The organism is Pseudomonas sp. A25(2017), assembly GCF_002001065.1.
Taxonomy (GTDB): Bacteria; Pseudomonadota; Gammaproteobacteria; order Pseudomonadales; family Pseudomonadaceae; genus Aquipseudomonas; species Aquipseudomonas kilonensis.
The window spans coordinates 20,168-34,557 of the sequence record NZ_MUOA01000075.1; the positions used below are offsets into that span (position 1 = coordinate 20,168).

At 57.3% G+C, this 14,390-nt stretch carries 11 protein-coding genes; 6 read left to right on the top strand and 5 right to left on the bottom strand.

Annotated features, from left to right (window positions below; all coding sequences use genetic code 11):
• Positions 1–501: 501 nt before the first annotated feature.
• The 5 genes from B0E42_RS19160 to B0E42_RS19180 all read right to left on the bottom strand — a co-directional run bounded on the left by B0E42_RS19160 (position 502) and on the right by B0E42_RS19180 (position 7,178).
• Entirely contained in the window at positions 502–2,679 is a 2,178-nt protein-coding gene (locus B0E42_RS19160; protein ID WP_053183159.1) for a lipase, read from the bottom strand.
• An 11-nt stretch (positions 2,680–2,690) separates the two neighbouring features.
• Positions 2,691–3,425, bottom strand: coding sequence for a hypothetical protein (locus B0E42_RS19165; RefSeq protein ID WP_077507060.1), 735 nt, complete (start codon positions 3,423–3,425; stop codon positions 2,691–2,693).
• A 71-nt stretch (positions 3,426–3,496) separates the two neighbouring features.
• Positions 3,497–4,267, bottom strand: coding sequence for a hypothetical protein (locus tag B0E42_RS19170; RefSeq protein ID WP_077507061.1), 771 nt, complete (start codon positions 4,265–4,267; stop codon positions 3,497–3,499).
• Complete coding sequence (locus tag B0E42_RS19175) at positions 4,264–5,118, bottom strand: DUF4123 domain-containing protein (RefSeq protein WP_077507062.1); 855 nt, start codon at positions 5,116–5,118, stop codon at positions 4,264–4,266. Before B0E42_RS19175 ends, B0E42_RS19170 begins: the two co-directional genes overlap by 4 nt.
• Positions 5,115–7,178, bottom strand: a complete 2,064-nt coding sequence (locus B0E42_RS19180; protein ID WP_077507063.1) for a type VI secretion system tip protein VgrG — start codon at positions 7,176–7,178, stop codon at positions 5,115–5,117. The genes B0E42_RS19175 and B0E42_RS19180 overlap by 4 nt, the downstream gene beginning before the upstream one ends.
• 430 nt (positions 7,179–7,608) lie before the next feature.
• Between B0E42_RS19180 and tssA the strand changes: the two genes are divergently transcribed.
• Genes tssA through tssG form a run of 6 tightly spaced genes read left to right on the top strand, consistent with a single transcriptional unit; the run spans position 7,609 to position 14,383 of the window.
• A complete protein-coding gene (tssA, locus tag B0E42_RS19190; RefSeq protein WP_053186286.1) occupies positions 7,609–9,165 on the top strand; it encodes a type VI secretion system protein TssA in 1,557 nt (518 codons plus the stop codon).
• Between the two features lie 32 nt (positions 9,166–9,197).
• Entirely contained in the window at positions 9,198–9,701 is a 504-nt protein-coding gene (tssB, locus tag B0E42_RS19195; RefSeq protein WP_053183142.1) for a type VI secretion system contractile sheath small subunit, read from the top strand.
• A 25-nt stretch (positions 9,702–9,726) separates the two neighbouring features.
• Positions 9,727–11,202 carry a type VI secretion system contractile sheath large subunit gene (tssC, locus tag B0E42_RS19200; RefSeq protein WP_077507065.1) on the top strand — a complete coding sequence of 492 codons (1,476 nt, stop codon included), beginning with the start codon at positions 9,727–9,729 and terminating at the stop codon, positions 11,200–11,202.
• An 8-nt stretch (positions 11,203–11,210) separates the two neighbouring features.
• The gene (tssE, locus tag B0E42_RS19205; RefSeq protein WP_053183136.1) at positions 11,211–11,621 is read left to right on the top strand and encodes a type VI secretion system baseplate subunit TssE; all 411 of its coding nucleotides are present in this window, start codon (positions 11,211–11,213) and stop codon (positions 11,619–11,621) included.
• Between the two features lie 6 nt (positions 11,622–11,627).
• Positions 11,628–13,415 carry a type VI secretion system baseplate subunit TssF gene (gene tssF / locus B0E42_RS19210; protein WP_053186295.1) on the top strand — a complete coding sequence of 596 codons (1,788 nt, stop codon included), beginning with the start codon at positions 11,628–11,630 and terminating at the stop codon, positions 13,413–13,415.
• Complete coding sequence (gene tssG, locus B0E42_RS19215; protein WP_077507066.1) at positions 13,379–14,383, top strand: type VI secretion system baseplate subunit TssG; 1,005 nt, start codon at positions 13,379–13,381, stop codon at positions 14,381–14,383. Before tssF ends, tssG begins: the two co-directional genes overlap by 37 nt.
• Positions 14,384–14,390: the final 7 nt, after the last annotated feature.

Here is a 14,390-nt window from a genome sequence, read left to right on the forward strand (position 1 = left end):
CCGGCGCGCCGAAGCGCCCTGCGCACAGCCACCATCAAGGACAGGAATTGGAACACCTGCCTGAGTGGAGAGCTCATGCATCTTGCGGAAAACCTCGGGCTACTAAACCCGACCACTGATGGGCAGTGGCAGGGAAACGATAGAACCCATGAGCAAGGCGCACAAGCGGGCGGATTCTGGCGTAGTTGTAGGCAATGGCGCAAGGATGTGTAGCTGGGTGGAAGCTTTGCGGAGGGAGAATAAACAAGGCTCAGAATTGTCCTGGAATTCATGGCCAGAGCCTGCCCCGGTCGGCTCTGTAGGAGCTGGCGAAGCCTGCGATCTTTCGCTTGAGACTCAAGTGCTTGGGGAAAGATCGCAGCCTCGCTTCGCTCGACAGCTCCTACAGGCGCAACTCAGGAATGAGCGCCCACCACCACCCCCTGTGGGAGCGAGCCTGCTCGCGATGGCGGCACCACGGTTCATACCTGATCTGAAGGCCTGGATTGGCGGCTGCGCCAGTCAGATGATGGAATCAAGATCCAGCGTGTAGGGTTTACCAATGGCATACCCATGAGCACCACGGATCAACTCACTATCGTCATCCAAGGCCGGCGCCATCGCCAGTTGCTCGGCCACCCTGTTCTCAGGGTGTGCCTGCCAACGGGCCAGGTTGTGTGCCAGTTGCTCGGGTTGTTCCGCCAAGCTTCCGTAAACGTCTTTTTCACTGACCGACGCGGTGCGCAGCGTAGCCAGGCGCGCGCGCGTGTTGTGCATCTTGTCGACCTCACGGATGAGCGCAATGTTGATGGAGCTTTCGCTACGCCCATTGGGCGCGCCCCGTCCCGCCAGGTAGCGCTCTTCATCGCGCAACTGTTGGGTAATCCGTGTCAGCGCATTGTCGATCCATTCATATTCGCGTTTTGTCGCCAGCGTGCTTCCGTCGATCTGCGCTTCCTGCCAGCGCCGCAAAGTCGCCCAGCAAGCGGGAATGTAGCTGGGGACCATGAAGTGATCACCGGTCTGGATGAGTTGGGCCAGCAATGCCGGACGGTTCGGCAAGCCATATTTATGCTCAAGGGCCACTTCGCAGGCGGCGTGTTGAGTGATGGTGTCGCACTGGGGCATCCACAGGATCGACGAGCGCTCCTTGCGATCGAACTCCACCGGCAGGAAGTGCCGCAAGATACCGTGGTGTTCGTAGGGCTCGCCCGTCAAGTTAGTGATGCCCGCCACGAACACGGAAAGGCCGACCGGCACGTTGGCGAACGTAAGGGCCAACCCTGTGCCATAAACACCGCTCTTGGTATTCATCCAACTGCCGGGCACGCTGGGTATCGGGTCGTTGTGGTTGACCATTCGGTAGTGCACCAGGGCTTCGGCGTTTTTTGTGAAGGTGGCGTCGGCGGCGCGGGGGGCGCCGTAGGTGTAGAGCTGGAGGGTGTAACCTTCCGGTCTACGCCGCAGCATCTCTGAAAGTAATAACGCCACCGCACCTCCCAGGCTATGGCCGCAGATCAGCAGCTTTTGCCCTGCATAGAACCTGTCCAGATAGCTCGTCACGAAGGCCGCAGTTTTTTTGGCAGCGCCATAGAACCCTCGATGCACCTGGCCGACACCTTCTTCAAACGGCACTTGGAGTGCATCGGCGTCGCGCAGGAAGTCGGCGGTTTGCTGGGTGCCACGTACTGCTATCAGGATCAGTTCGTCGTTGTGGGTGATGTAGGCCTGGGTATCAGTGCCTTCTTGCTTGTCGGTATCGTCGAGAAAATGGACTTTGGCGGGATGTTCCTGATGTACACCCAATTCCGGATCGTTGACCGCGTAGAGGGCTGGATCGAACGGTACGATCTCCAAGCGTTTGGAGTAGGGCACGTCTTCATACAGTGGGTAGTAGGGTTTTGGTTGTTCCGGATAGAACTCCCCGAGCTCTTCGAACTTGGCCAATGCATCCGCGAACCAGTTGCCCACGCTTGGTTGTTCGGAGAAGTTCAGCGGCGTTTTTATTGGAGCCTTGTCAGGTGTCTGGCCGAAGGGGCAGTAGGTCAAGGTCGACATGATCGCCAATTGGTACAAGTTCAGCGCACAGAATTCGGGAGCGGTGGACAACATGGGCCGCAAGGCGCGTAACGGGCGAACTTCCAGCACTGTGTGTTTTTGCGGCATCAACGCTACACCGAGTTTGCCATGTTCGCCCATCAGTCGTGCCGGCCCCGCAGGGAGTGGGTAATGGCGGTACACCTCGGGTGGCAAATGCGCGACGTGCTTGACCAGGTGCCGTACTTCCACTTGGAAGAAATCGTCTGCGCAGGTTTGTGCGGGATTTTCCCGGGTGCGTGTGGCGTTTGGGTTTAGATAGCGGGTTTGCTCGGCGCGGACTTGTAGTTCGGTGATTTGGAGGGGGTAGTGCTTCCTGCTTATCAGTTCGTTGTAATCGTCATTGCCTCCTTGGTACAGCTCAGTAAACGCAAGGGCAATTGGCCCAGCGTAATGGTTAGTGACTTTGCCTACACCATCGATGTCCAGTTGGCCGTTATATATAAGCCCTTCGCAATCAATTACTGTGTAGGCCAGTCCAGCGTAAGATTCGCCTGAGCCGTATTCGTCAGTAAGTTGAAAGCTGGTCCACTTGCCTTGACGAGGGCAGGTAAGTATTCGCCTGTTCAAAGCAGAGCTAAATTCGTCATCTGAAATTGCCATGAAGTTTTTCCTTACTCGATGCATCCTGGGTAGATGGAGCAAATTCGGCCATCAGGCATCTGAAATGTACTGAAGTCTCTAAAATTTCCGTAACAGAATGCATGTTGATCCTCGAAGCTTTTACCCATGCAGCGTTTATATCCATTTTTGAACTTCACCCATTTACCTGTGAAGTAGGGCTCTTCCTCAGGGGCTAACTTGATGTTCATTTTTACAGTTTTGCCCGGTAGCTGATCGAGGGTGTACGCCGCGAAAGGACGCCCACGCCCAAGCTCGCCCTGTGGGTTGGTTTTTTTGCAGTCGAGGATTTTTCTGAGAATGCGGGGCTTGCCTGAGGTGCGGAACAACCATTGGCATTGGCCGTAAAAAGTGCTTTCACCCGCTTCGCTGAACGTGCCTTTGTATTGCGCTTCCAGCTCATCGCGAATCACGACGTTGGCTGAATCTTGACTGATATCGCTCCAGTCCTTGCCATAGGCGGAATTGATTTCGAGCTCAATGCGGCTGATCACCAGTGGGCAACCCATACGGGTTCGGCGAATAACGATTTCGGAATCGGGGTTGTATGCCTTACGCCACTCCCTATTGAATACCGGCGCCTTGTTATACCGGGTCTCGACGGTGCAGGTTTCGCCTGGGGCGGGCACGTAGTACACCGCCGCTTCGTAGGCAAAGCCAGGCGGCAAATCAGCGGTAAAGATAAAAGTGTTCGCTTGTTTGTTGGCGCAACCAACGATTAACGCCATGGAACAACCCAAGCCTGCGTTACGCAACAGCGCATGTATTTTTGAGTGGGACGTAGTCACGGGATAGGGCCTTATTCCGTACAGCCTGGATAAATGGTGCATTTCTGTCCGTCGGGCATTTGAAACGTGCTGAAGTTTTTGAGGTTTCCGTAACAGAATGCATGTTGATCTTCGAAGCTTTTACCAATGCAGCGTCTATATCCATTTTTGAACTTCACCCATTTGCCTGTGAAATAGGGTTCTTCCTCAGGGGCTAACTTGATTTTCATTTTTATAGTTTTACCCGGTAGCTGATCGAGGGTGTACGCCGAGAAGGGGCGTCCACGTCCAAGCTCGCCCTGTGGATTGGTTTTTTTGCAGTCGAGGATTTTTACGATGCGTCGTTTAGACCCAGCAGTACGGAACAACCACTGGCACTGACCATAAAAGACACTTTCATCCAATTCATTGAAAGCGCCCTTGTACCGCGGCTCCAACTCATCGCGTATGGCAACGACCGCGGAATCACCGCTTATATCTCCCCAGTCGTTTCCATACGCCGAGTTGATTTCCAGCTTGACGCGATAGATCACCAACGGGCAGCCGCTGACGGTTCTGTACAAGTCTATTTCTGAGTTTGGCTGGTAACTTTTCCGCCATTCCAGGTTGTACCCGACCTCTGTATTTCTGCCGCCCGGTACGGTGCAGGTCTGCCCTTTGGCGGGCACGTACACCGCAACAGCCTGGTAGGCAAAATCAGGCGGCAAATCTGCCGTAAAAGTAAACGTGTTCGGCTGTGTGTTGGCACAACCTGCGGTTATCGCCAGGCCGCTCAAACTTGCAATGCACAAAGCCTGTTTCATGGCGGCGCATCTCCCTGCCAGAACGCTGCCATCAGGCGCACCCGTTCAAAATGCTCGTCGGGGCTTTCAGCTGAACGTACTTGCCAGTACGGCGCCAGCGCCTGGGCGGGTGCTTGCAGGTGCTGGGTCAGTAAAAACTCCAACTGCTCGGGCGCCTGCCAGTGCCAGACCTCGGCCTGATCGAGCGTGACGCGCAACCACGCATCCGGGTTCTGTTGCTCGGCAAGGGAGGCGAAGGCCTGGACATGCTCGGCCAACAGGAAGCGGCGGGCATTGAGGAAGCGAGTCTGCTTCGCTTGCTGCGGGGTAACAGGCACCTGCAGCCAAAGAGGCGAGTCGGGTAGCGGATATTCCCCCGGGGCCGGGTTATAGGTGCTTGCCCAACAAGTGCCCTGCCAATAGCAGACACTGATCGCTGGCCCGAGATAGGCCGGATAGGCTTCAACGGGCAGGTGCTTGAGCGCCCGGGCCAGGACACGGTTGTCATGGAAGCGGTACAACGCCTGATGGGGGCGCTCTCCGATGATCAGCCGTTCACGCCAGTGTTTCACCAGTGTTGGCAGGCCCCCTTTGGGAAGGCTGGCAAGCCATCCCCAGTGGCTGTCCGGCCGGTTAAGCAATTCATTGATGTGTTCGTCGCCGGGCCGATCGAAGCTGAAGACAAAGGGCCCCGCGTCAGCAAGGTCAGCGACCTGGGTTTGGCCGTACACGCTCAGGTACTGGTCGGGGCGACTGCTCTTGAGCAATGCCTGGCGCGTGTGGTGCTCATGTTCTGAGTCCAGGACGAGACACAGGGTGTGGCCGAGGCGTTGTTGTTCGATCAACCATTGATGGGGGAGTGAGCGAGTCATGCGGCGGCGACTTCCATTGGGCAGAGACCCTCGCGGCAGGCCTCGCAGATCGGACAAAAGTCCAATCCCGCTGCTTTGCTGGCCGCTATCAGCGCGCGTTGAGTGGGGGCGAGCACTGGGGCTGGAGCCGCCAAGGGATCCGTCAAGCCAGGCGTGAATGATGAAGCGGCAGCACCGGCCATGGGGGCGCCGCCGAGCTGGATTTCACTGCTGCTGTAGATACCACTGTGGTCGATCACGATGTGCTGGCCCCCGGCTTTCAAACTGAGAGATGCACCTGCTTCAAGGACCACATGAGCGCCGGCCTTGATCTGTATTTGCTGCCCGGCCTCGACGGCCAGTGTCTGATCGACACGGGTATGGCGGTTGGCGACGCGTAGATAGTCATTGCCTTCGACCTGGACCGTACGGTCGGCGGCGGTGGTCCGATGTTCCTCGGCGTGCAGGACGGTGATGCTGTTGCCCCTGATGGTCTCCCGCCGCTCGTTGCCAATCTCAAGTCGGCTGTCGTTTTCGATCTTCTGTTCCATGTCACGCTGGGCCCGCAGATAGATCAGCTCCTGACCGGCGCGGTCTTCCAGGTGCAGCTCGTTGAAGCCGTTGTTGCCCGGCGAGCTGCAAGAACGAAACACGGTGCGGGTCTTGTGCGCAGGCAGCGGGTAGGGCCGAGCGTTGGCGCTGTTGGTCAGGCATCCGCTGATCAGGGGCTTGTCGGGATCGCCTTCCATGAAGGTCACCAACACTTCCATGCCCACCCGCGGAATCGTGACGCCCCCGTAGCTGTTGCCCGCCCAATTGGAGGCGACTCGCAACCAACAGCTGCTGCCGTCGTCGAAGTCCCCCGTCCGATCCCAGAAAAACCTGACCTTGACCCGGCCATACGGGTCGCAGTGGATCTCTTCACCCTTGGGGCCCGTGACGATTGCCGTCTGGCTGCCCCATACACGTGGCTTTTGGTAAAGCCGTTGCGAACGAAAGATCGCATCCCAAGGCGTGGCAACGAAGTGATTGCGATAGCCTTGATTGAAGTGCTCTTCAGCCCTGCCAGTGTCGCTGGGGGTGATTTCCTCCAGTACCTGCGGCTGTTTGCCTTCGTGATGCACTTCGGTCAGGAGCCATAGATCATTCCATGCCTGGCGAGGGTGCCCGCTCAATGTCAGGAAGTGTCCCGTCGTCAGTGCCGGCTGATCACTCTTTCCTTCGGCCTGGCGGTAGTCGACGCGATGGCGTTCCAGGGCTCGCCGGCTCAATAACCTGCCGCGTTTTTCCTGGGTAAAGTCGCCTGGATAATCATAGACTTCCAAGTCGGGTCGGATTTTTTCGATGCCGGGCTGACAGCTGCTCTCCAGCAGGAATGTCGACTTCTTGAAATCGTAATCACGGCGCGTGACGCGGCTGGTCCGGGTCTCCAGTCGCAGGCCAAATCGATGGATAACCGGCTCGTCGTCAACCATGCCGCTGCCGTGTTTATAGACAGTGCGGTGCTCAAGCCGGGGGAATACGGTCTGGTCATCACCAAATACCAGGTGATGGCCCGCCTCACTGTGCTGGAAATGATAATGCAGGCCTTCTTCGTGACACAGGCGCTCAATGAAGTGCAAGTCGGATTCGCAATACTGCACGCAGTAGTCACGAGGCGAATAACTTGCACTTAACCGGAAGCGATGGGCGTCGGTGAGGATACCGTGCTCCTTGAGGATCGAGGTGATGATCTGCGGCACACTGACGTGTTGAAAAATGCGCTGGTTGGTGCGGTGTTCCAAGTAAGCCAATCGTGGAACCAGTTTTATCTTGTAATGCGTCAAGCGTTTTCCGGTGTCGCCTTGTACAACACGATAAATCAGCCCGTGAACACCACTTCCCTGTTTGTTGAATGCAAGAAATGCCTGCTGGTTTAACAAGCATTCCAACTCCATATCGCTTTGTTCGCTGACGAGCTCGATATCGAACGAATAAGGCGTGCTGATAGCTTCGCAGCCTTCGAAGGCCAACACTTGGAGGTCATGTTCGAGGTCAGGAATTGTGAGATGAATTTCGCGCAAATCAGGGGTGTGGAACATTCGCGGCTCCTTGGGCGTTGGCTTTGACTCCTGATCACATTGAAGCAGTCTTGATGGGGAAACGCGCAGAGACTCGTAAAAAAAGAAAGGGACGTAGGAGTTCTCTTCGCAGCAAGTAGGAAGTGAGAATGAAATGATTTGAAGTGATTTTTAGTTGGCGCGATGGTGTGTTCAAACTTGACAAAAAAATCTGCTTTTGGCGTTTTCTGAAGAGGTATTTTTTTGAAAAAAAGGAAAGGTCCTACTTTTTTATTTTTATAATTTTGGCATTCTTCGCTGCGTTCCGCTGGTTGGGACGGTGTGAGTTTTTAGGTATGCCTTGATTGTATTTGGCGAAACTTCCTACAAGCGAAACCGAATATTTACCTTGAATAACCATGTCGCCAAAACGGCCCATCTCACAAACTGAATTTTCTTAACAGGCTCGTGAATGTCGTATTCCGGAAAACTGTCCGCCCATTACCTGGCTCTCGCCAAAATGCCCATCTCCAAAGAGGGTTTTGCGGGTGCGGACGTGCGCTTTTCGAATGAATACGAGGCGTTGGAAAGCGAGCTCGGCAAAGCCCAGTCGATGCACGAAAGCGGCCAGGTCGACTGGCTGAAGATCCGTGAAGGAAGTGAAGCGCTGCTGCGTACCCAGTCGAAGGACTTGCGAGTGGCGGCCTGGCTGGTTTGGGCGCTGTATCAGCGCGAATCTTTCCAAGGGCTGCTGGCAGGTCTCTGTCTTTTGCACCACTTGTGTAAAAACCATTGGCCTGACATTCATCCGATCAAAAATCGAACCCGTGCCGCCAGCATCAATTGGTTGATGCCTCGCCTGGAGCAGGCGTTGGGCGATGACGTTGCGATCAAGGAGCAGTTGCCGCTGTTCCGCCATCTGACCGAACAACTTGAAGGTCTCGATACCGCTTGCACTGCCCACTTGGGTGATGACGCGCCTCTGCTGCTCCCGTTGTGTCGGCGCCTCAACACGATGATCCAGCGTACCACTGACAACCTGCCGCAGGCGGGTGCCATTGGGACGGTAGTGGCTCAGGTGAAGCAAGTTGCCGCCCAACTGCTCACGCCCGGCGCTCCGATCGAAAACGAAAAAGAAGCCCACAAGGCTCTGCGCGCCCAGCAGGAAAGCGCAGGGCCGTTATGCATCTGGTGGCTCAAGCAAAAAGCAACCGACGTTCGGGCCCTGCGCCTGAACCGTACCTTGACCTGGCTGACCATTGACGCCATGCCCGAGCGTAACGCCGAGCAGATCACGCAGTTGCGTGGGGTGCCGGCGGACAAACTCAAGGCTTATCAGGACAGTCTCCACCAAGGCGATTACGCGAACCTGCTGGTGGAGATCGAGGCCAGCCTGGCGAAGGCTCCGTTCTGGCTCGATGGCCAGCGGCTTGCCTGGGAGTGCCTGCAAGGGTTGAACGCCGAGTTGGCCATGGGTGAAGTGGAGGTCCATTTCGCGCTATTCATCCAGCGCCTGCCGGGGGTTATCGAATTGCGCTGGCATGACGGTACGCCGTTCGCCGATCCCGCCACGCGGGCGTGGATCGCGTCCCAGGTCATGCCTCACCTGAAAAACCCCGGCGCGGCGCCCGAAATCGATACCACCCACAACGATGCGCCTTGGGAACTGACGCTGGAAGAGGCCCAGTCGATCCTGTCCAAGGATGGCCTCAAACCCGCTGTCCAGTTACTCAGGCAAGGCATGCAAAACGCTCTTGGGGCACGCGAGTGTTTCCTCTGGCGGTTCGCGATGGCTCGCTTGTGCTTCTCGGCGAGGAAATACGAACTCGCCAAAGTCCAGCTCGAGGTCCTCGACCAGACACTGCAACACGCCGGCCTGAATACCTGGGAGCCCACCCTGGAGTTACAGGTGCTGCATTTGTTGCACAGCTGCTGCGAGTTATTGCCTCAGAACCACGTCATACGCGAGTGCAAGGAAGAGACCTATCGCAGGTTGTGTCACCTCGACCTGGAACGGGTCATTGAATAGGCCTCCGGGTCCAAAATTGTAAGGAGAAAGTCATGGCCAAAGAAGGCTCGATCGCCCCGAAGGAACGCATCAACGTCACCTTCAAACCTGCCACCGGCGGTGCCCAGGAAGAAATTGAACTGCCGTTGAAACTATTGGCGATCGGTGATTACACCCACCGCAGGGATGAACGCAAGATCGAGGACCGCAAGCCGATTGGCATCGACAAGATGACCTTCGACGAAGTGTTGGCCAAGCAAGAGCTGAACCTGACCCTGAGCGTACCGAATCGTCTCCAGGAAGAAAGCGAAACTGAAGAGTTGGCAGTACAGCTGCGTGTGAACTCGATGAAGGATTTCAACCCGGCGAGCCTGGTCGAGCAGGTGCCGGAGCTCAGCAAATTGATGGAGCTGCGCGATGCCCTGGTGGCGCTCAAAGGGCCATTGGGTAACGCGCCGGCGTTTCGCAAGGCCATCGAAGGCGTACTCGGCAATGACGAGTCCCGCCGCCGCGTACTGGATGAGCTGGGTCTGAACACCACAGCGAAGAACGCTTGATTCTTTCAGCCAAGGAAGCCGAAACATGAGTACCCATGCCGTACAGCAGCAAAGCCAGGACAACGCTGATTACAGCATTCTTGAGAGCATCATCGCCCAGACTCGCCTGACCCCGGACGATGACGCCTACGACATTGCCAGGCGAGGCGTATCTGCGTTCATCGAAGAGTTGCTCAAGCCGCAAAACAGCGGCGAGCCGGTCAAGAAGGCCATGGTCGACCGCATGATCGCCGAGATCGACGCCAAGCTCAGTCGCCAGGTGGACGAAATCCTCCACCACCCACAATTCCAGGCCCTGGAGTCGGCATGGCGCGGTTTGCAGTTGCTGGTGGACCGCACCAACTTCCGCGAAAACATCAAGATAGAAATGCTCAACGTCTCCAAGGACGACTTGCTGGACGACTTCGAGGATTCGCCAGAAGTCATGCAGTCAGGCCTGTACAAACATATCTACACCGCTGAATACGGGCAGTTCGGTGGGCAGCCGGTGGGTGCGGTCATCGCTAACTACTTCATGTCGCCAAGCTCGCCGGACGTGAAGTTGATGCAGTACGTGTCCAGTGTCGCTTGCATGTCCCATGCACCGTTCATCGCCGCGGCAGGTCCGAAATTCTTTGGCCTGGAAAGCTTTACTGGCCTGCCGGACCTCAAGGACCTGAAGGACCACTTCGAAGGTCCGCAATTCGCCAAGTGGCAGAGCTTTCGTCAATCGGAAGATGCTCGCTATTTTGGTCTGACCGTACCGCGCTTCCTGTTGCGCAACCCCTACGATCCGCAAGAGAACCCGGTCAAGTCATTCGTCTACAAGGAAACCGTAGCCAACAGCCACGAGCACTACCTGTGGGGCAACACGGCATACGCGTTCGGTACAAGGCTGACCGACAGCTTTGCCAAATTCCGCTGGTGCCCGAATATCGTTGGCCCTCAAAGCGGTGGCGCGGTTGAAGACCTGCCGTTGCACCACTTCGAAAGCATGGGTGAGATCGAAACCAAGATCCCGACCGAAGTGCTGGTGTCCGACCGACGCGAGTACGAATTGGCCGAGGAAGGCTTCATCTCCCTGACCATGCGCAAAGGCAGTGACAACGCCGCGTTCTTCTCCGCCAGTTCCGTGCAGAAGCCGAAGTTCTTTGGTAACGGCGCCGAGGACAAGCATGCCGAGCTGAACTACAAGCTTGGCACTCAGTTGCCCTACATGATGATCGTCAATCGACTGGCTCACTACTTGAAGGTTCTGCAGCGCGAGCAATTGGGGTCATGGAAGGAGCGCACGGATCTGGAGCGTGAACTCAACAACTGGATTCGCCAATACGTTGCCGACCAGGAGAACCCGAGTGCCGAAGTTCGTGGCCGCCGTCCGCTGCGCGCAGCGAAGATCATTGTCAGCGACGTTGAAGGTGAGCCGGGTTGGTATCGCGTAGGCCTGAACGTACGGCCTCACTTCAAGTACATGGGGGCCGATTTCACGCTGTCGTTGGTTGGCAAGCTGGACAAGGCGTAGGCGCGCTCATGATGTATGGCAGCCTTTTCGAGCGCCTGGCTGGTGATTCAGAAAAGCGCGCGGGTTTGAGCCGTGAGATGTGTGTCGTGACATCGGTGGCTGCGCATCTGGCCAAGATGCTCAGCACCCGGGCGGGTAGCGTGCAGACGCTATCCGATTATGGGCTACCGGATCTCAATGACATGCGCTTGAGCCTGCACGACGCAGGGAGCCAGGCCCGCAAGGCGATCGAGGCGTTCATCAAGGCCTACGAGCCACGCCTCAGGAATGTCTGTGTCGTTTCAATACCAAGCCATGCCGATCCGCTTCGCCTGTCCTTCAGCATCGACGCTTTGCTGGATGTGGAGGGGGTCAGGCGGCAGGTGAGTTTTTCCGCGTGCCTGGACGGCAGCGGTCAGGTCAAGGTCAGACAAGGATAGCCATACATGTCGTTCAATCATTACTACCAGAGCGAGCTGACGGCGCTCCGTCAGCTGGGCCGGCGCTTCTCCGAGCGTAACCCGGCGTTGGCCCCCTTTCTGGGGCAGGCCGGACGGGACCCGGATGTGGAGCGGCTGCTGGAGGGGTTTGCATTCCTGACCGGGCGGCTGCGCCAGAAGCTCGATGACCAATTGCCGGAGCTGAGCCATTCGCTGATGCAGCTGTTGTGGCCGAACTACATGCGGCCGTTGCCGGCCTTCAGCATCTTGCAGTTCGATCCACTACAGCGGTCCGGCCCCGCACTGCGGGTGGAGCGTGATACGCCGGTCGAAAGCAAGCCTGTGCAGCAGGTGCGTTGCCGTTTCCTGACGTGTTACTCAACCGAGGTGCTGGCGCTTGATCTGACCAGGTTGAGTTATTCAGTGAAAGGGGATGGGTCGCTGTTGAGCCTGCGCCTGGAAATGTGTTGCGACGGTCATCTGGGCGAACTGCAACTGAGCCAATTGCGTCTGCACTTGACCGGCGAGCGTTACATCAGCCAGATGCTCTATCTCAGTCTCTTGCGCAACCTTGAAGGTATCGAGCTGATCCCGCTGGACGGCTCCGGCGATGCCCTGCGGGCTGCAGATGGCAGCCCCATGATGTTCAGGGTCCCGGCCGATCGTGTCCAGCCGGTAGGGTTTGCCGAAGAGGAAGCGCTGATCCCGTATCCGCTGAATACTTTTCGCGGCTATCGCTACCTGCAGGAATACTTCGCCTTCCAGGACAAGTTCCTGTTCGTCGACGTCAATGGCCTGGACGTGATCAACGCTGCTCCGCGTGGCAGCGTCGAACAGATGCGGGGCCTGGAACTGCGCTTCGATATTGGCAAAAGCGGTATCCAGCGGACGCGCCCGACACTGGACAACATAAAGCTTCACTGCACGCCGATCGTCAATCTGTTCAAGCATGATGCCCAGCCAATCCGCCTGGACAGCAAACAGGACGAATACCTGTTGCTGCCGGCCGATTATGACCAGGAGCACTGCGGCGTGTTCTCGGTCGAAAGCGTCACCGGCTGGAACCCCGGCGGCCTGGGTTATCAGGCCTATGTGCCGTTCGAATCCTTCGAGCACGATTCAAGCTTCGATGTGGCCCACAGCCGACCCTACTACAGCGTTCGTCAGCGCCCTTCATTGCTGCACGGTGGCCTGGATACCTGCCTGGGCTTCGGTACCCGGCACTCTCACCCCCATGAAACCCTGTCGATCGAGTTGATGTGCACCAACCAGAACCTGCCGCGCCAGCTCAAGCCGGGTGACATCGACCAGCCCGGTGAAAAAAGCCCTGAGGCGCTGAGTTTCCGCAACATCGGGCCGGTCACCTCGAGCTTCGCTCCCCCGCTCAATCGCGATTTCCTCTGGAAGCTGGTCAGCAACATGTCACTCAACTACCTGTCGCTGGCGGACGTCAATGCGCTCAAGGTGATTCTCGAAACCTATGATTTTCCGCGCTACTACGACGAGCAGACAGAGAAGGTCAGCAAGCGTTTGCTGGACGGGCTCAAGTCGATCAGGCACCAGCATGTCGACCGCCTGCATCGAGGCTTGCCGGTTCGTGGCTTGCGCACCGAACTGACCATCGACCCCCAGGGATACATCGGCGAGGGCGACCTGTTCGTCTTCGCTTCGGTTCTCAACGAATTCTTCGCGCTTTATGCCAGCCTCAATTCGTACCACGAACTGCGGGTGAACAGCACACAAGGAGAGGTCTATCAATGGACACCCCGCATGGGCCAGCAGCCGCTTCTATAAGCGGGCTGACGCGAGGGATACGCGAGTACTCGCTATTTCAGGCCGTGTTGTTGGTCGTTGATCGGCTGCGCGAGGCTCACCCAGACCTGGATGATGAGGCGCTGTATGACCGGCTGGAGTTCCAGGCCAACCCAAGCCTGGGGTTCCCCGCCAGCGACATCGATCGTGTGGAGTTTTTCGAAGAGCACGGCCAGGTGCGAGCGCGCCTGAGCATGAACCTGATCAGCCTGGTAGGGGCAGGGTCGCCGCTACCGGCGTTCTATGGTGAGCAGGCCCTGGGGGAGGAGGATGGCAATCCGACGCGCGACTTCCTCGACGTCTTCCACCACCGTCTTCAACGGCTGATGCTGCCGATCTGGCGCAAGTATCGCTACTGCGCAAGTTTTCAGAGCGGAGCTAAAGACCCGTTTTCCGAGCAGTTGTTTGCGCTGATCGGCCTGGGCGGCGAAGACATTCGCAAGGCCAGTCAACTGAACTGGAAGCGTCTGCTGCCGTATCTGGGACTGCTGAGTCTTCGTGCTCATTCGGCAGCCCTGATCGAGGCCGTGCTGCGTTATTACTTCAAACACGCCGAACTGAACCTTGAGCAGTGCATCGAGCGGCGCGTGGAGATCCTTGGCGAACAGCGCAATCGCCTGGGGAGCGCCAATAGCCTGCTGAGCCAAGACCTGGTGCTGGGTGAACAGGTGCGTGACCGCAGCGGCAAGTTCCGGATCCATATCAGCGAACTGGACTGGCAGCGTTTTCACGAATTCCTGCCCATCGGCATCGGTTACCAGCCGTTGTGCTCGCTGGTGCGATTCACCCTGCGTGATCCCCTCGAATATGACATTCGCCTGGTCCTGCGCCGGCAGGACATTCGTGAGCTGTGCATTGGAGAACAGAACATCTGCCGCCTGGGATGGACCAGTTGGTTGGGGCACGAGCGCGCCGATGGCGTGGTGACCCTCGGCAGCAAAATTCATTAGGAATGAA